Origin of the sequence: Pseudomonas quercus (assembly GCF_012033695.1) — a bacterium.
GTDB classification, from domain to species: Bacteria; Pseudomonadota; Gammaproteobacteria; order Pseudomonadales; family Pseudomonadaceae; genus Aquipseudomonas; species Aquipseudomonas quercus.
In genome coordinates this window covers 238,636-256,694 of record NZ_JAAVJI010000004.1, presented here as the reverse complement: position 1 = coordinate 256,694, position 18,059 = coordinate 238,636, and the positions used below count along the sequence as shown (strand labels likewise).

The following is an 18,059-nucleotide window of genomic DNA, read 5'->3' as shown; positions in this document are numbered from 1 at the left end:
TGACAGCAGCAGGTTTGTACAACCTCTGAACAAGGGCGATTCTCAAGAAGGGCGGGCTAGAGCAATTTCTGCTCACAATCCACAGAAGCTGTGGATAACTCAGTGGACAACGCCTCTGCGCCGTCCGCAAACCCCTATGCCACGGGGGCTGTAGACAAACTGTCCATTTTTTCACCAGCTCTAAAAAGTGTTTTTTTTCATTGACTTAAAAAATAATGCTGCACCATGACCCTCGTCAGGAATCCCACGGCAGGAATATGACAATTTAGGTACGTGGTGTGCACAACCCTTTAGCAACATGCAAGTGTTTCCGTTATATAAAGCAAAAGAGCGGCTGCCGTTCGTCGCGTGCCCACAATAGCGCTTGCCGACAGAGTAGTGAACCTGTACCTTCGCCGGCAGTTTGTACATAAGCTGAAAGCAATTTCGGCCGCTCAAGTCCTTCCAGCCTTTCCGCAGACCCATCAGGGTTGTGCATCCGCTCCGGACCCTATTCGGCCTTTAGGCCAGCGCTACGCGTCCTTTATCGTCACGCCTCGCTGTCTCGCTTCCCACAGGTATAGCCTCTGCCCTTCGTCACCTGGGGTATCTGGTTGCCTCTCGTCTTGCGTACCGACCGCCCGCCTGAGCCACGTTCATATTGGCGTCACAGGCGCGCTGTACTGTTCCGGCAGGTCTCCCGCAAAAGATCATGCGGGCCGGAACAAATCCAATGCCGCACGGCTCTGATCCGTGTCAATCGCAGGAACATAATAAATGAACGTCAACACCCAGGCTGAAACCGCTATCCATACCCTGTCCCAAGCCTTTGCACCGCTGCGCTGCGTTATCGTAGCCACACGCAATAACAGCTTCAGCTTCTCCATCGTCAATGAACATGGCGTGGCTCGCCACACCGAGCGCCTTTACTCGGAACAGTATGCTGCCCCTGCCCCGCTGCAGGCCGTGATCAACCGTGCTCGCCAGTCCCTGGCGGCGTAAACGCACACGGCACCCCGTAGCACCTACGCTCAGTCACACCTTTAGCAACGCCCTCGCTCTACTCGCGCCCCGGTATCAACGCCAACACCCGTTTCACGGTGTGCGTTGAACCAGCGGCACGGCAGGTCAGCCCGCCAGTACCTAATCACGTCCCCAGGCCTCCTACGGTTTTCTGCGTTGTTACAAATATTTTGGAGCGCTGACATCTTAATTTTCAAGTAATAGCACCTGAGGCGGCGTCACAGCTTTATAGCCGCGTACCATCTGCGCGCCATCAGTGCTCACCTGTCAAAAAAATTACAGCCTTCGAAAACCGCGCCCCAGGGCTGTTTATTAGTGCCGGACGATGGCGGTTGTTAGAGGCCTGTCAATTTTTTGTTGTCAAAGCTTTCTAAACAACCCTATCTAGCCAGAAAACTGCCCTTGCAATGGCGCTGATAAAAGTCAGATTGTCCTACAAGATCGCTCTATTCTGCGTGATACGGGCTATAGCGCCGCTCCCGATTTATTGGTAATTTGCGCCGATGATCACCCACGGAGTAACAACAACAATGAAAAAAGTCATGATCAGATCAAGCCTTGGCCTCGCAGTCACGCTTGCCTCCACTCAGCTCCTTGCCTCCGGTTTTGCCATAAACGAACAAAGTGTAAGCGGCATGGGTGTAGGCTTTGCAGGCCGTTCCTCGTCGGCTGAAGATGCCAGCACGGTCGCTGGCAACCCTGCGGGCATGGCCCTGCTCAAGCGCGAGCAATTCACGGTCGGCGCTGCCGCTATCTATGCTGACACGGACATCAATCACTCCAGGTCCACCCTGGGTGGTAGCAGTGAGGGGGACATGGTGCCCCTGGTCGGCGTGCCGATGGGCTACTACGTCAAGCCGCTGAATGACCAATGGGCCGTCGGTTTTGGTGTCTATGTGCCCTTCGGCCTGGCCACCGATTATGAAAGTGGCTTTGCTGGCCGGTACTGGGCAGACAGGAGCGAAGTAAAGGTCATCACCTTCCAGCCCACTGTCAGCTATGCCTTCAATGACAAGGTATCGATCGGTATCGGCCCTACCTTCAACCGTATAGAAGGTGAACTGACTTCGCGCACCATCAACGCGGCCAACCCGATTTCCGGTGGCGATGGGCAGGTGAAGATCAAGGGCGACGATACGGCTGTGGGGTTCAATGCTGGTATCTTGATCCAGGCCACTGACAGCACTCGCCTGGGGCTGACCTACCACTCGAAAGTGGATTACCACCTCGATGGCAACACTAAGGCGCGCAACCTGCGCCCAGTTGCCGCGCTGCCTGCCTTCAACTTCAAAGCCGACGCGTCGCTGGACATCACCACGCCCGAATCGGTGGACCTGTCCTTCACCCATGAGCTGAACGACCGCTGGACAATCTACGGTGGCAGCACCTGGACTCGCTGGAGCCGGCTGGAAAACATCACCGTGGAGAACTCAGGTAACCGTACCGCAACCGCACTGGGGTTGGGCACTATTACCGAAGAGCAGAACTGGCACGACACCTGGGCCCATGCCATTGGCGCGGCGTACAAGTTGAACAAGCAGTGGACGCTGCGCACCGGGTTTAGCGTGGACCAAACCCCCACTAACAATACGGACCGCTCGCCACGGATTCCTACCGGTGACCGCCGCATCTTCAGCCTGGGTGCCGGCTACAGCCCAACCGACAACCTCACGCTAGACTTCGCCTATTCCTACCTCAAGGAAGAAAGCGTGGACGTAAACCTGGCCAGCGCGACCAAAGGCGCCTACAGCTCCACATACCACAACAGTGCACATGGCTTTGGTAGCTCTCTTACCTACAAGTTCTAAGCCCTCTAATGCTCATTGAAAGCCGCCCGACGGGGCGGCTTTTTCATAGTGGGTTCAATAAGGCGCGTGTTGCAAAACCCTCAGTTACCCAACTGCAACCATAGGGAAAAGACGCCCAATATCGACCACACGCCGGTGAAAATCCAAGGGGTGCGCATGGAAAACAGCAGCGACTTGCGAAAGGCGGTTTCATGGCTCTCATGCTCGCTAAACAGCGGTGAGTCGTCATACGCAGCGCCCCACGCCGGCTCGGAACGCAGCAGCTGGTATTGCTTGAAATGCCAGTGGGCGATGATGTCATAGGCCGCCCGTATGCCCGGCCAGGCGTGTACCGAACTCACAATCCCAAGCACTGCCAGCAATGCAGGTACTACCAGGGTGAAAATGTGCCCCCAGGCCGGGTTTAAGTTGGCCATGGACGAGGCATAGGCAATCACTAGAAACGACTGCGCCGACAGGTAGGCGTTGGTGCGGTTGGATAAGAGCGAGGTTTCATACTGGATTTCGTTGCGGTAGAAATCCAGGCGTGCCTTGGGCGAGCCGAACATAGCGGTTTCGCTGCTCTGCTGGGCGCGGTCAGCGTCGGGCAGTTGAGTGATGATCTTGCTCATGTGTCTCCAGCGGTGTGGCTGGCCTGAAGCCAGCGCCACCGGCCTAACCTTTCATACCCAGTTTCTTGCGCATGGCGGCGGTCAGCGTTTGCCGTACTGCGCCATAACCTGCCCAAGGGTCATTGTCCTGCATCTGCTCAAGGCGCTCATGGATGTTATGAATGTTCCAGCGGTCAGCCCCCTTGAGTCCGGCCACCTCTTCACGTGCTATGGGCACAGAGACCGGCAGCCCTTCTCGAGTGCGTGCAGCGAATGCACACGCCGTGGTAGCACCTTGGCCATTTCGCAAATAATCCACGAATACCTTGCCCACCCGATTTTTCGGGCCAGCAATAGCTGAGAACCGATCAGGCAACAAGGCTGCCAAGTGGTTCACAATGGCGTGCGAAAACGCTTTTACGCTGTCCCAGCCGTCTTTGGGTTTAAGGGGTACCACAATGTGGATGCCCTTACCGCCACTGGTTTTAAGGAAGCTCTTGAGCCCCAGTTCATCCAGCACAGTCAGGGTGAGCTGCGTCGCTTCTGCTACTGCCTTCCAGGGAAGCGCAGGGTCTGGGTCCAGGTCCAGCACAAACCGATCAGGGTGTTCGGCATTTTTGCTGGTGGCGTTCCAGGTGTGAAACTCCACCGTATTCATTTGCACCGCACCGATGAGCGCCTGCGGAGTGTCCACAATCATCACGGGCTGGCCCGAAAAGGCCGAGTCGAGTGTGACAATACCTGGGATATTCAGCCGCTCAGCATGCTTCTGGAAGAACAATTCCCCTTCAACGCCTTCCGGCGCCCGTACCAATGCCACGGGCCGCTGTTCGAGGTGAGGTAATAGCCAGGGCGCAACCTGAGCGTAATACTGGGCCAACTGCATCTTAGTGGTGCCTGACGTCGCGTCTATCACCCTGTCCGGGTGCGTGATCCGCACCTCATCAGCGGCTTTGGCGCTTTTTTTCGCTGGGGCTTTGGCCTGCGTCTTGGCCGGTACCTTGGGCGTTGGGCGAGCGTTCTTTTCAGGCACGGCATCTGGCTTCAAGGTACTGGCCTCCATAACCGTTTCTTGGGTGATCGATGCAGCAGGCTTGTCTTGACGAAGCCCATGAAACACCGCATGGCGTACCAGGCCTTCGTGGGTCATTTCCGCATAGGCCACCTCCGCCAGAAGAGCGGGCTCTACCCAATGTACACCACGCGCCTGGGCGCCTTTGGGCGGGTTGGCGACAGTGGGCTTTTTCACCTGCCTGGGTTCCAGCTCGGCCATCAGGCTGCGCAATGTGCTTTCATTGAAACCGGTCCCTACCCTGCCCGCATAGTTCAGCTGGCCGCTGTCGGCATCATGCAGGCCCAGCAACAATGCGCCCAACCCGCTACGGGCGCCCTGGGGTTCGGTATACCCCACCACTACAAATTCCTGACGGTTCTTGCACTTGAGCTTGATCCAGTCCTTGCTGCGCCGGTTCACGTACGTACTACCCACCCGCTTGCCAATTAAGCCTTCCATCTTCATGGAGCATGCTGTCTCAAGCAGGGCCGAGGCGGACGCTTCAAGGCTGGCGGAGTAACGCAGGCCCTCGTCCTTGTTCTGTGCCAGGACGGTTTCCAGCGCAGCACGACGCTGTTCGAGTGGCACCTGGGACAGGTCCATGCCATTGAGGTACACCAGGTCAAAGAGATGAAACACGATGCGTTCGGCGTTCTGCGCCTCAAAAGCATTTTGTAGCAACTGAAAGCGCGGAACGCCGTCTTCATCCATCACCACCACTTCGCCATCCAGCCAGGCGGACTCCAGCCCCAGGGCTGCAATGGCACGCGCTTGACGGGGCATCTTGGCTGTCCAGTCATGGCCATTACGGGTCAATAACTGCACCTGGCCCTGGTCAACACGCGCCAGAATACGGTACCCATCGAACTTGATTTCGTAGCTCCACTCGCCCTCTGGAGCCGCTTCCACCAAGGTCGCCAGCTCAGGCTGCAGTGTTTGGGGCAAGGGCGCAGCTACAGCGCCTTTAAGTGTGACGCGTTTGGCCTTGCCGCCTGCCTTTGGCTTGGCCACGGCTTTAGGTTTTACCGCTGGCTTAACCGGTGCGGCCGCCTGGGCCTTGGCCGCCTTGCCCCGCACTTTCGGCACCAAAGTGCGGTCACTGAGCACGCTATCTGGAGAAGCTTCCAGCACGTTGTACTCGTCATGGTCACGGGCAGCGTCGTCCCGGGACTTGATCAGGAACCACTGGGCCTTGGTGCCACTCATGTGTGTGCGCACCAGGTTCCAGACACCGCTGAGCTTTTCACCTTGCAAGCGGAATTTCAGGCGGCCCTTTTCCAAGGCTTCCTGCGGCGCCCCTTCGGGTTCCCACACCCCACGATCCCACACGATCACGTCGCCAGCCCCGTAGTGCCCTTCGGGGATATGCCCTTCGAAACTAGCGTAATCAAGGGGATGGTCTTCAACCTGAATAGCCAGCCGGCGGTCGCGAGGGTCTAGTGAGGGGCCTTTGGGAACAGCCCAGCTTTTAAGTGTGCCGTCCAGTTCCAGGCGAAAATCGTAGTGAAGGTGGCTGGCATCGTGTTTCTGGATGCAGAACTGTAAGGCCTGGGCTGCCTCCCTGGCCCCACGGGCCTCTGAAGCGCCAGAAGGCTCAGGCGTGGCCTGGAAATCGCGCTTGCGGTTGTACTCCTGCAGGGCGTCGCTCATGTCATGGCTTCCTTCGATCACCTACGGTTGTGAAACAGCGGCGACGGCGGAGTTCCCCATGTCGGCGCCCGGCGACCAGCAACCGTACCGACAAGCTGAAACAGTTGAACGCTAGCGCCACGGCGCGGACCAACCTGAACACCTGATCGAATGACCGTGCCAACGCCCGCAGAGGCGTGCCCTGATGGAGAACCCCCATGCCGAAAAAGCCTCTGCCCCCGCAAGAGGGCAACGCCGGGCACTTGCCCTTTTCTCGCCGTACCTTGCTGCAAGCCATGGGCGTGAGCGGCACTGCCGCTGCGCTGGGCGGTGGCCTGGTAGCCGCTGCACAGGCGGCAGGTACCGTGGCGCCGGCCACCAGCGAGCCGGGCGAGCAATCCCTTACGCTCAAGGTCAATGGCCAGCCCCACACGTTACAGGTCGACCCACGCACCAGCCTGCTGGATGCCCTTAGAGACAGGTTACAGCTCACAGGTACCAAAAAGGGCTGCGACCACGGCCAGTGCGGGGCGTGTACGGTTCATGTGAACGGGCGCCGGGTAAACAGCTGCATGAGCCTGGCCCTGATGCACGAAGGTGATGACATCACCACTATTGAAGGGCTGGGCACCCCGGACCAGTTGCACCCCATGCAGCTGGCCTTTGTGGAACAGGACGCTTACCAGTGCGGCTACTGCACCAGTGGGCAGATCATGTCCGCCGTTGCCCTGGCCAACGAACCCTACGGTGACTCGGCTGCAGAGATCAAGGAAGCCATGAGCGGCAATATCTGCCGCTGCGGTGCGTATTCCCACATCCTTGCCGCCATCGAACAGACCCGCAAAGCCTGAGGCCGACACCATGCAGAATTTTACCTTTACCCGCGCCGGCAGCGCGGAACAGGCTGTTCGCCTGGCTGCGGCCTCACCTACCGCTCAGCAGGGCGCTCAAGTGCGCTTTATTGCCGGGGGCACTACCCTGACCGACTTGATGAAGCTGGGTGTGGAGCATCCCAGCCAAGTGGTGGACATCAACCGCCTGCCACTGATGGATGTCACCGACACAGCAGAAGGTGGCTTGCGCATCGGCGCACTGGTACGCAACAGCGACCTGGCCTGGCACCCACGGGTCACCAGCGAGTACCCGGTGCTGTCCCAGGCTTTACTGTCCGGCGCCTCGGCCCAGTTGCGCAACATGGCGACCACCGGCGGCAACCTGCTGCAGCGTACGCGCTGCATGTACTTCCGCGACAACCTCAGCGCCTGCAACAAGCGTGAGCCCGGCAGCGGCTGTGCGGCCATCGAAGGTACCAATCGCAACCTCGCCGTGTTCGGTACCAGTGAACATTGCATCGCCAGTAACCCCTCGGATATGAACGTGGCGCTCACTACGCTACAGGCGCAGATCCACATTCAGGGCAGCACGGGTGAGCGCACAGTGCCCATCAGCGATTTCTTCTTGCTGCCCGGCAATACGCCCCACGTGGAAACCGTTTTGAACCCTGGTGACCTGATTACCGCCGTTACCCTTCCCGCGCCGGTCAAAAACGCGCATTCGGCTTACCTGAAGCTACGGGACCGGGCCTCTTACGAGTTTGCCCTGGCCTCTGCGGCCATTGTGCTGAAGATCGAGGATGGGCGCGTGGCCGACGTGCGTATCAGCCTGGGCGGTGTTGGCACCAAGCCCTGGCGCGCTACAGAAGCGGAGCAGGTGCTGCTCGGTCGCCCTGCAACAGCCGCCAGTTGGCAATTGGCTGCCGAGGCCGCTGTGCGCGATGCCAAGCCTCAAAGTGAAAACGGCTTCAAGGTCGAACTGGCCAAACGCTGCGTGGCGCACTGCTTAACCACCGTAGCGCTGACGGCGCAAACCGCATGAGCGAGGGCACTTCCATGGCACCGACATCCGACCGTTTCATCGGCCAGGGCCTGCCACGCATCGATGGCCCGAAGAAGGTCAGCGGCGTAGCAAAATACACCTCCGACCACCACTTTCCTGGGCTGGTGTACGCCGTGCCTGTGACGGCCAGCATTGCCAAAGGCCGGTTAACCGGGTTGAGTACCCAGGCCGCTGAAGCTTCGCCAGGGGTGCTGGCCGTGTACCACCAGGGCAACCTGGCCGGCAAGCTGTTCCGCCGTCAGCCCAACAAAGGCAAGAATGACGAAGCCCGCCCGCCACTCTCGGACGACAAAATCACCTATTACGGCCAATACATTGCCTTGGTGGTTGCCCGTACCTATGAGCAAGCGCTAGCAGGCGCGGCGGCGGTGAAGGCCACGTATGCGGCAGAGCCGGTGGATGTGAGCACCCGGCTCAGCCCGGAAGCGCCTGAAAAAGTGGACACCGAGCGCGGCGATGTGGACGCCGCCTTCGCTGCTGCCCCTGTAAAGGTGGACTACACCTATACCACCCCACCCCAGACCCACAACCCTATCGAATTGCACGCCAGCGTGGCCGTGTGGGACGGCCAAGGCTTCACCCTGTACGAAACGTCCCAAGCCATCATGAACCACCAGTTAGTGATGGCGCAGATGCTGGGCGTGGGCCCGCAGCAAGTACGAGTGATCACTGAATACCTGGGTTCGGGCTTTGGCGGCAAGCTCTGGCCTTGGACACACTCCTTGTTGGCCGCAGCGGCTGCGCGTGAGCTGGGCAAGCCGGTAAAGCTGGTGGTGGACCGGCGCATGATGTTCCAGACCGTGGGCCACCGTGCCAACACTCAGCAACGGCTCCGCCTGGGCGCCACCGCTGATGGCAAGCTGAACTGCCTGCGCCATGACTACCTGTTCCACAATGCGCGGCTGGACAGCTACAAGGAAAACTGTGGTGAAGCCACTGGCTTCCTGTACAGCACGCCCAACCTCAAAGCGGCGTGGTCTGTGGCCAAGCGAGACGTAGCGCCGCCGACCTCCATGCGTGGCCCTGGCGCCGTGCCTGGCCTGTATGCCTTGGAATCGGCCATGAACGAGCTGGCCATCGCTTTGAAGATGGACCCTGTGCAATTGCGCCTGGCCAACCAGCCCGATCACGATGAAAGCACGGGCCAGCCCTTCTCGTCCCGCCACTTGGTGGAGTGCCTGACCACAGGTGCAGATCGTTTTGGCTGGAAATCCCGTGATCCTCAGCCGGGCAGCATGCGCAACGGTGCTGGCGAGGTGATTGGCTGGGGCATGGCCGCCTGCTCATGGATGGCCAAGGCGCTCCCCGCCAAGGCCACCGTACAACTGGGCACTGATGGGCGCGCCAAAGTGTTCTGTGGCACCCAGGATATTGGCACAGGCACCTACACGGTGATTGCGCAGATGGTCGCTGACCTTATCGGCCTGGACCTCAAGTACATCGATGTCATGATCGGCGACACCCGCCTGCCACCTGGGCCGATGTCTGGCGGTTCCATGGCCACGGGCTCGCTGGTGCCTGCCATTCAACAGGCCACCCGTGAAGCCATGGATGAAGCCATTGAGGCGGCATTGCGCGGCCATCCTGCCTTTGAAGGCAAGGCCAAGGAAGACGTGGTATTTGCCGACATGAAGGTTTCTGTCAAAGGCGGTTCAGGTGAAGCTGTGGCCTTGCCTACGGTGCTGAAAGCGGCAGGTATGGACCATGTGAGCGGCGATGGCGAGGGCAAGGGTAGCGAAGAAGCAGCCAAGAAAGTGTCTCTGCATTCCTATGGCGCGCACTTTGTGGAGGTGGTATGGCAACCGGAAATCGCTCGGTTGAAGGTGAACCGGATCGTGACAGTGATAGACGCCGGGACCATTCTCAATACCCGCACCGGCCGTAACCAAATCGAAGGCGCGCTGATGATGGGCGTGGGCATGGCACTCTTAGAGGCCACCGAGTATGACCACCGTAATGGCGCCCCGGTGAACGCGAACTTGGCCGATTACATTGTGACAACCCATGCCGATGCCCCTGAGGTGGACATCACCTTCCTGGACTACCCTGATTATGCCCTCAACCCACTTGGCGCGCGTGGTATCGGGGAAATAGGCCTGGCAGGCGTGGCGGCGGCCATCACTGATGCTGTCTACCATGCCACTGGCGTTCGGGTGAGGGACCTGCCTGTAAGAATTGAAGACCTGCTTGGCACCCCTCAGGTCAGAGCCTGACCAGGGCTACGCCATACCCTTGTTGGACCGGTCGTAGCCAACGGCGTAGACCGGGAACGTGGCGCACGCTAGGTATGTGCCCAGGTTCGCAGGATGCTCCTGCCCCCACAGGGGTGTGTGCTCAGGCAAACATCAACTCAACCCTCGCACCCTGTTGGACCGGTCGCAGCCAACGGCGTAGACCGGGAACGTGGCGCACACTGGGTATGTGCCCCAGTTCGCAGGATGCTCCTGCCCCCACAGGGGGGTGTGCTCAGGCAAACATCAACTCAACCCTCGCACTCTGTTGGACCGGTCGCAGCCAACGGCGTAGACCGGGAACGTGGCGCACGCTAGGTATGTACCCCAGTTCGCAGAATGCTCCTGCTCCCACAGGGGGGTGTGCTCAGGCAAACATCAACTCAACCCTCGCACCCTGTTGGACCGGTCGCAGCCAACGGCGTAGACCGGGAACGTGGCGCACGCTAGGTATGTACCCCAGTTCGCAGAATGCTCCTGCTCCCACAGGGGGGGTGTGCTCAGGCAAACATCAACTCAACCCTCGCACTCTGTTGGACCGGTCTCAGCCAACGGCGTAGACCGGGAACGTGGCGCACACTGGGTATGTGCCCCAGTTCGCAGGATGCTCCTGCCCCCACAGGGGTGTGCTCAGGCAAACACCAGCTCAACCCCCAACCCACGCAGGGCGTCCCAATAGGCCGGGTAGGTCTTTCCTACGCAGGCAGGGTCCTGAATGCGGATGCCGGCCACTTTCAACCCGGCCAGGGCAAAGCACATGGCCATACGGTGATCGGAATGGGTGTCGATCACCGCATCCGTCGCCGTACCGGCCAGAGAGGGGTCAGCCGCTACAAGCAGGTCGTCACCTTCCACTGTCGCCAAGCCAGGGCGAATGGCGTTCAGGCCATCGTACAGCGCCTGCACCCGGTCGCACTCCTTCACACGCAAGTTGGCCAACTGGGTAAACCGCACGGGTGTCGTGTTGAACGCCGCCAGCACGGCAAGGGTAGGAATGGCATCCTGCATCTGCGAGCCATCGATCACCGCGTCCATATGGGGGAAGCGGGCAATGTGTGCCTGGGCTTCGGCATCTGGCTGGGTAAAGGCGTCGTTGGCCACGCCCAGGTCGATACGCCCCTCGGTCAGCGCTTCGGCGGCCCACAGGTAAGTGGCGGCGGAGGCATCAGGCTCGATCAGGTAGTCTGTAGCGGTATAACCGGTAGCAGCAACGCGCCAGGTACTGTCATCCAGCACCTGCACCTGCGCACCGAAGGCCTTCATGCAAGCCAGGGTGAGGTCTACATACCCGCGGGCGCCGATGTCCTTCCCGGTCAGCGCCACTTCAACGCCCGCCTCTCCCAGCGCCGCCAGCATCAGCAACGCCGAGACATACTGGCTGGACAGCCCACCGTCGATTTCGAGCCGACCCACGCGCAGCGCACCCTGGCCATGCACGGTGACCGGTGGGCAGCCTGTGGGGCTGGTGGCCTCCACACCTGCGGCGCGCAGGGCTTCAAGCAGCGGGCCTATGGGGCGCTTTTGCATGTAGGCGTCCCCGTCGAGCACCACCTCACCCTGCACGGTGGCCACGGCAGCCGTCAGGAACCGCACGGCCGTGCCGGCATTCCCCAGGAACAAAGGCCCCGTAGGCGGTTGAAGCTTGCCACTGCCGGTGACTACGAAAGTGGTCGCGTCAGGCTCTTCAATAGTCACCCCCATCTGCCGCAGCGCTTCGGACATGTGCCGGGTGTCATCACTTTTCAAGGCACCACTCAGGCGGCTGGTGCCCTTGGCCAAGGCAGCCAGCAGCAATGCCCGGTTAGTGATGGACTTGGACCCTGGAGGTGCCACCCGCCCTTGCAAGGGAATGCCAGGCGGGACGACAGTGACAGTGGGCAGGCTCATGGGCTTCTCCAGAGGGCAACGGGGAAAAGCGCCGATGATGCCATAAAGCGCCTGCTCTAGGCATTACGCCTGGGCAGGGCGCCCATTGCGCAGAGCCCATAGCCGAGGGCCGAACACGTTGACCAACAACCCCACCATGACCAACGCCCCGCCCACCCATTGCAACGTGCCCAGGCGTTCACCTAGCAGCACGGCCGACGAACTCAACCCGATCACCGGCACCAACAGAGAAAACGGCGCCACCTTGCCCGTGGGGTAGCGCGACAGTAAGGTACTCCACAGCCCGTAACCCAGCATGGTGGCAATGAACGCCAGGTAGGCCAGGCTCAGGATGGAGCTAAGGTGAATATTCAATAAGGACGTGACTATTGTCTGTTGCCCCTCCAGCCACCAGGACAAGGCCAGGAAGGGTAATGGCGGGATCAGTGCGCCCCACACCACCAGGCCCACCAGGTTCACGTTACCGAAACGTCGGGTGATGATATTGCCCATGGCCCACATGGACGATGCGCACAGGGTCAGCAGCACGGCCAGCAGCGGCGTAGGGTGTGCCCCCTCGAACCCGATCAGTGCCAGGCCCCCTGCTGCTACCAGCAGCCCCAGTACGCTGGCCGGCCGCAGCCGCTCCTTGAGGAACACCGCGGCAAAAATCATGGTAAAGAAGGCCTGGCTTTGCAGTACCAACGACGCCAGCCCCGGCGGCATGCCGTTGCCCATGGCTTCGAACAGAAAGGCGAACTGGCCCAGGGAAATGGTGGCCCCGTATGCGATCAGCCAGCGCCAGGGCAGGTTCGGGCGCTTGATGAACAACACCGCCGGGAAGGCGACCAAGGCAAAACGAAGGGCGCCTAGCAACATGGGCGGCAGGCCGTCGAGCCCAACTTTGATGACAACAAAGTTCAGGCCCCAGGCCACAATGACCACGAGTGCCAGTAATAAATCCTTGGGTGACATGCTTGCTCCTGATTTGAGGTCGGGCACTTTGGTCAGCGGAAAGAAACCTTGGCGGCACGGCTGGGTCGATTGCTTCAAGCGTGCAAACGCCGTACATGCGCCGGGAGATGCTTCCCCTGCAGGATGGTACGTGCAACGCCCTCGCACCGCCAACCACCGCTTGGTTTTCTGTTTCCGGAGCCTACGCCATGACAGCCCCTACCTTGAACACTACGGCCGCCATAGCCCCGGCGCCCGGGGTTCATGTGATCACTCTGGTTCACGGCCGCCGGGCCCACCTGGATAACCTGTTGACCGGGCTGGAGCATTCGACCCTGCTGCCACAGAGCGTGTGGGTGATTCACATGAACGAGCCGGTAGCGGGCCTGCACAGCGACCGCTTCCCTATCCATGAGCTGAGCCTTGAAGATACCACCGGCCTACCGCTGGCCCGGGCACGAAATGCGGTAATCGGGCTACCCGCCAGCGGCCCTTGGGTGTTTATCGACGTGGACTGCATTCCCTCCGAACACATGCTGGAGTACTACCACGCGGCGCTGACCGCCTACCCCCACGACCTGCACCTGGGTGCCGTGCGCTACTTGCCTGAAGGTGCCAACGCGCCTGGCTGGACCGAAGCCAGCCTGCAAGCCCAGAGCGTTGCCCATCCGCTGAGTGTGTACCGGGGTGAGCCGGGGGATGAAATGGAGCATGCGCTGTTCTGGTCGCTGAACTTCGCCTGCACCCGGGCGGTATTTGAACGCATCGGCGGGTTTGACGAGGGCTACACAGGCTACGGCGCTGAAGACACGGACTTCGCCTTCCGCGCCCAGGATCGCAAGGTCGCCTTGCGCGTGGCCGAGGCCCTGGCGTTTCACCAGTATCACCCCACCTACAGCCCGCCCTTGAACCACTTCCACGACATCATCAGCAATGCCCGGCGCTTTCACCAGCGGTGGAACGTGTGGCCCATGGAAGGCTGGCTGCGCAGCTTTGCCGAGCGGGGCCTGGTGCATTGGGAAGGCACAACGCTCGACGTGCTCAGAACCCCGGAACAGGAGGAAGTGGAGGCCTGCTTCAATACAGCGCGCCAAGGCTTTTGACCAACGCCTGCACCTGTTCCTGAATGATCGCTGCCGCCCGTGCACTGGCGGCAACGTCTGCCCACTGGCGCCACCGGGTGCCATCCAGGGCAAACGCTTGATCCAGTACGGCCAGCCAGTGTTCAGGTGCAGGCCAAGCGTCCAGGCCGATGGCCACCCCCAGCTCATTCAAACGCCGAGCCTGATGCAGCTGCTCATCGAAGGGCCGGTCCTCCGCCACTGCCACAAACCGGCACCCCAGGGAGGCCGCCTCAGACACCAGGCTGTCACTGGCACTGCCCAGCACCACGCCTGCGTGGCGTAACTCATCCAAAGGGTTCTCCAGGTGCCCCAGGGGTACCAGGTTGGGCGGCCCGTCTGCCAGCAACGCCACGTCCACACCGGCAACCCTTAACTCGAACGCCGGGCAGGCCAGCGCCGCAGCCTTGAGCAACGCTGGCGTCAGCCCATTGCCCCCACGCCCACAGATGACCAGCACACGGCCAGGCTGGGGGTCGGCGGGGCTCTGCTCGGCAAAGCGCGACAGCCAGCCGCTGTAATGGGTTTTGGCGCGCCATGCCTCAGGCAGTCGCGGATCTTCCATCGCCTCGGGATAAGGCGCAAGCAACGCGGTAGCGCTTTCATAGGCCAACTGGTGGGCCGCATCGTCACGCTGGCCTTGCTGTCGCAAGTAGATCACAGGCACCGAGCACAACCGGGCGAATACAGCTACTTCGACAGAAACATCTACCACCAGCACGCAGGGCCAATGGGTGCTGAACCACTGCGCCATCATGGCCATACGTTCGCGCAATCCCTGTACGCCCAAGGGTGCGTAGTGCAGGCACGACAGTTCACCCTCCTCGGCACCCTCCGCCGTGTCCATCGGCAAGGGCAACGTTTGTATGTGGGAAGCAAAGGGCCCAGCAGGCAATTGGCTGCCCATCAGGGTGACGGGATACCCCATTTGAGCCGCAATGGTTGCTGCCCGCACCCCATGCCCAGCGCCGTGATGATGCACATAATAGGCGATATGCACGTCACCCATGGCTGGCCGCCACCTTCGTCAACAACTGCTCGTAGCGGCTGAGCATCAAGCCGTAACTCCAATTGCGTTCGGCCTGTTCGCGGCAGGCCTGGCGCGACTTGCCCGCGGCGACCATCATCGCCTTGGCCAAGGCTGCTGTGTCGTTGGCAGGCACGACCACGCCCGTGTCTTCGGTCACCAGGTCTGCGATAGCACCTCGGTCGAAGGCCGCTACCGGCGTACCACAGGCCAGTGCCTCCGCCACCACCAGGCCGAACGGCTCATCCCAGCAAGGCGTTACCAGCGCCACCTTGGCATGGGCCAGGGCCTTGGCGAGCTTGTCCCGGGACAGATGCCCTAAGTGGTGCACCTGCGGGCCCAGCAAGGGTTCGATATGGCTGCGGAAGTATTCATCGTCCGCCATGTTGCCAGCCAGGTGTATTTCCATGCCCGCCAACCGCGCGGCCTCGATAGCCAGGTGCGCGCCCTTTTCAGGCACCAGCCGGCCAAACCAAAGTGCGTGGTCCCCGGTAGGCTCCGTACTCGGTGCCCAGCCGTCCAGGTCAATGCCATTGGGGATAACGGCGCAGTCGGGCAGCAGGTGTCGCCAGCTCCGCGCATTGGCAGCCGACACCGTACAGAAGTGGCCAGCCGCGCGGCCATTGCCATAGGCATTGATCAATTCAAAGAACGGTGGCGTATGCAGCACCGTCAGCATGGGTGTGCGCAGCAGGCTGGTCATCGTAGCCGGCACATAGTGCAAGGCGTTGTTGAAGATCACATCGAAACCCATGGCATCGATGCGCTGCATCAATCCCAGGTAGGCGTGGTGCTCCGCCATGTACCCTTCGCTCAAGCTGATGGGCTTGCACTGGTACTCAATAATGGGCACCACGTTCAGCGCTTCTGCGCTGCCATCACGTGCGAACAGCGTCACGTCGTGCCCGCGTTCGCGCAGGCCTAGCACGATATCGTGGGTGAACGCTTCCAGCCCCCCTGCAAAGGGTTGGCGAATAGGAAACTGGATATGGGCAATCACACCAATGCGTAACGGGGGCACAGGTGGCAGGCTAGCAGTACTGGCAGCATCTTCAGGCTCAGGCATCGAGGGTCATCCAGTGACAAAGAAAACCCCGGCGCTTGAGTTGTTCACCTTCAGGCCGGGGCTATACGCGGGGGTTAGACCACCCTTGGCTTATGCAAGCACACCACCGCCTGTGACAGGCTCAGGGATCACGACGTCTGGGGTACCGGGGGTAAGGATCACCTTGCGGCAATCTTCTTCCTTCTTGTCGAAAATCTTGTACCCCTCGGCAGCCTGCTCCAAGGACAAGCGGTGGGTGATGATGGCCTCAGGGGCCAGTTTCCCTTGCTCGATATAGCCCAGCAGCTCGGGCAGGTATTTCTGCACATGGGTCTGGCCCATGCGGAAGGTCAGGCCTTTGTCGAAGGCGTCGCCAAACAGGAAGCCATGGATAGGCCCGGCGTAAACACCCGGCACACTGACAACGCCCCCACGGCGGACGGCCGCGATGCACTGACGCAAGGCCTTGCCGCTGCTGCCTTCCAGCTTGAGGTTGGTCAGGATGGTTTCAGTGGTGCTGCCTTTGGCTTCAAAGCCTACTGCGTCGATGACACCATCGACACCACGGTTCCCTGGGGTCTGTTCCAGAATGGTCTCGGCAGGGTCATCATCTTCATCAAAGTTGATGGGAATCACGCCGTAGGTCCGTTCGGCATAGGCCAACCGGTAGGCATGGTGGTCGACCATAAAGATCTTTTCCGCGCCTAGCATTTTTGCGCAAGCAGCCGCCAACAGGCCTACTGGCCCGGCGCCGTAGATTGCCACGCTCGAACCCTGGCCAATGCCGGCATTGGTGACCGCCTGCCAGGCTGTAGGGAGAATGTCGCTAAGGAACAGTACTTTCTCGTCGGCCAAGGTGCTGGGTACCTTGAACGGCCCCGTATTGGCCTTCGGCACCCGCACATACTCGGCCTGGCCGCCAGGGATGCCGCCATAAAGGTGGCTGAAGCCGAACAAGGCAGCGCCAGGGGGAACGATCTTCTTGTTCACAATCGCGCCGCGGCCTGTGTTAGTGGTTTCACAGGCGGCGAACAGGTCATGGTTGCAGAAGAAGCACGTACCGCACGCAATCACGAACGGCACCACGACCCGGTCACCCTTCTGCACCGAGGTCACCGCTGAACCGGCTTCCACCACGATGCCCATGAATTCATGGCCGAAAATGTCACCGTGCTCGGTTCTGGGAATCTTGCCCCGATACAAGTGAAGGTCCGAACCGCAAATGGCCGTAGCCGTGACCTGCAGGATAATGTCTTCAGGGTCCTCAATCACCGGATCTGGAACAGTATCGACTTTTACGCTGTGGGCGCCGTGATAGGTAAGTGCACGCATGGTAATGCCCTCTGAGTGGTTCCTAATGCTGAGCGAGGCGCCAGGGCAATGGTTCATAAATCGAAAGCAATGGCGGATGAGTGGCACGCAGGCGTTTTTGGGTCGAACCAAGCAAGGCCCGTGCACTCGAACCCTTGCCTGCCCTGCGTTGCGCTAGGGCGTGTTTTTTTGCCAAGCCTGGAGACGTTGATGAACAACCAAGAGACCCAAGAGCACCCCGAGGCCCTGGTAACCGATACCCAAGGCAAGCCGGTCGATGTGGTAAAGCGTGATATCACGCAACCTGAAAGCACGGATACCGATGATGTGGACAAAGTGATCACGCCCGCCTCTATCAAACGCATGGAACAGGACGCTGAAACACTTGAGCGCAAGAACGCTGAAGTCGAGCGGCAGCTGGGCAAGTAAGCGGTTGATACAGAGTGGGTTCGTTCACTCTGAGGGTACGGCCTCAGCTTTTAGGCTTGCTGTGAGGCCGGCCGTAGTCAAAAGTGGAGGCCGGGG

The 18,059-nt window shown here is 60.4% G+C and carries 14 protein-coding genes; 7 read left to right on the top strand and 7 right to left on the bottom strand.

The genetic code is table 11. The features are described 5' to 3' along the window. The first annotated feature begins 756 nt into the window (after nucleotides 1-756). Both HBH25_RS09940 and HBH25_RS09935 read left to right on the top strand, forming a co-directional pair. Nucleotides 757-981, top strand: a complete 225-nt coding sequence (locus tag HBH25_RS09940; protein ID WP_168083752.1) for a hypothetical protein — start codon at nucleotides 757-759, stop codon at nucleotides 979-981. Nucleotides 982-1,532: 551 nt separating this feature from the next. Further along, a complete protein-coding gene (locus tag HBH25_RS09935; protein ID WP_168083751.1) occupies nucleotides 1,533-2,810 on the top strand; it encodes an OmpP1/FadL family transporter in 1,278 nt (425 codons plus the stop codon). Nucleotides 2,811-2,890: 80 nt separating this feature from the next. Here the strand turns inward: HBH25_RS09935 and HBH25_RS09930 are convergent, their stop codons facing one another. Then, a complete protein-coding gene (locus HBH25_RS09930) occupies nucleotides 2,891-3,421 on the bottom strand; it encodes a hypothetical protein (RefSeq protein ID WP_168083750.1) in 531 nt (176 codons plus the stop codon). Nucleotides 3,422-3,464: 43 nt separating this feature from the next. Then, a complete protein-coding gene (ligD, locus tag HBH25_RS09925; protein ID WP_168083749.1) occupies nucleotides 3,465-6,104 on the bottom strand; it encodes a DNA ligase D in 2,640 nt (879 codons plus the stop codon). 197 nt (nucleotides 6,105-6,301) lie between these two features. Here ligD and HBH25_RS09920 point away from each other — a divergent pair, with 197 nt between their 5' ends. From HBH25_RS09920 to HBH25_RS09910, 3 genes are read left to right on the top strand one after another with little or no spacing between them, the layout of a single operon-like run. Continuing rightward, nucleotides 6,302-6,934 carry a (2Fe-2S)-binding protein gene (locus HBH25_RS09920; protein WP_168083748.1) on the top strand — a complete coding sequence of 211 codons (633 nt, stop codon included), beginning with the start codon at nucleotides 6,302-6,304 and terminating at the stop codon, nucleotides 6,932-6,934. 10 nt (nucleotides 6,935-6,944) lie between these two features. Next, nucleotides 6,945-7,958 carry an FAD binding domain-containing protein gene (locus HBH25_RS09915; RefSeq protein WP_168083747.1) on the top strand — a complete coding sequence of 338 codons (1,014 nt, stop codon included), beginning with the start codon at nucleotides 6,945-6,947 and terminating at the stop codon, nucleotides 7,956-7,958. 14 nt (nucleotides 7,959-7,972) lie between these two features. Next, nucleotides 7,973-10,192, top strand: a complete 2,220-nt coding sequence (locus tag HBH25_RS09910) for a xanthine dehydrogenase family protein molybdopterin-binding subunit (protein WP_168083746.1) — start codon at nucleotides 7,973-7,975, stop codon at nucleotides 10,190-10,192. A 648-nt stretch (nucleotides 10,193-10,840) separates the two neighbouring features. Here HBH25_RS09910 and aroA read toward each other — a convergent pair. Then, nucleotides 10,841-12,097, bottom strand: coding sequence for a 3-phosphoshikimate 1-carboxyvinyltransferase (gene aroA / locus HBH25_RS09905; RefSeq protein ID WP_168083745.1), 1,257 nt, complete (start codon nucleotides 12,095-12,097; stop codon nucleotides 10,841-10,843). Between the two features lie 63 nt (nucleotides 12,098-12,160). Beyond that, complete coding sequence (locus tag HBH25_RS09900; RefSeq protein ID WP_168083744.1) at nucleotides 12,161-13,051, bottom strand: EamA family transporter; 891 nt, start codon at nucleotides 13,049-13,051, stop codon at nucleotides 12,161-12,163. A 188-nt stretch (nucleotides 13,052-13,239) separates the two neighbouring features. Here HBH25_RS09900 and HBH25_RS09895 point away from each other — a divergent pair, with 188 nt between their 5' ends. Further along, nucleotides 13,240-14,133 (top strand): glycosyltransferase family 2 protein, encoded by an 894-nt coding sequence (locus HBH25_RS09895; protein WP_168083743.1) that lies wholly within the window; start codon nucleotides 13,240-13,242, stop codon nucleotides 14,131-14,133. On the opposite strand, the gene HBH25_RS09890 is transcribed toward HBH25_RS09895, so the two are convergent. From HBH25_RS09890 to HBH25_RS09880, 3 genes are all read right to left on the bottom strand, one after another. After that, nucleotides 14,108-15,160, bottom strand: coding sequence for a hypothetical protein (locus HBH25_RS09890; RefSeq protein WP_168083742.1), 1,053 nt, complete (start codon nucleotides 15,158-15,160; stop codon nucleotides 14,108-14,110). The genes HBH25_RS09895 and HBH25_RS09890 overlap by 26 nt on opposite strands. Further along, nucleotides 15,153-16,244 (bottom strand): glycosyltransferase family 4 protein, encoded by a 1,092-nt coding sequence (locus HBH25_RS09885; protein WP_168083741.1) that lies wholly within the window; start codon nucleotides 16,242-16,244, stop codon nucleotides 15,153-15,155. Before HBH25_RS09885 ends, HBH25_RS09890 begins: the two co-directional genes overlap by 8 nt. Before the next feature lie 90 nt (nucleotides 16,245-16,334). Continuing rightward, nucleotides 16,335-17,555 (bottom strand): zinc-dependent alcohol dehydrogenase, encoded by a 1,221-nt coding sequence (locus HBH25_RS09880; RefSeq protein WP_168083740.1) that lies wholly within the window; start codon nucleotides 17,553-17,555, stop codon nucleotides 16,335-16,337. Nucleotides 17,556-17,744: 189 nt separating this feature from the next. Between HBH25_RS09880 and HBH25_RS09875 the strand changes: the two genes are divergently transcribed. Next, the gene (locus tag HBH25_RS09875; protein WP_168083739.1) at nucleotides 17,745-17,963 is read left to right on the top strand and encodes a hypothetical protein; all 219 of its coding nucleotides are present in this window, start codon (nucleotides 17,745-17,747) and stop codon (nucleotides 17,961-17,963) included. Nucleotides 17,964-18,059: the final 96 nt, after the last annotated feature.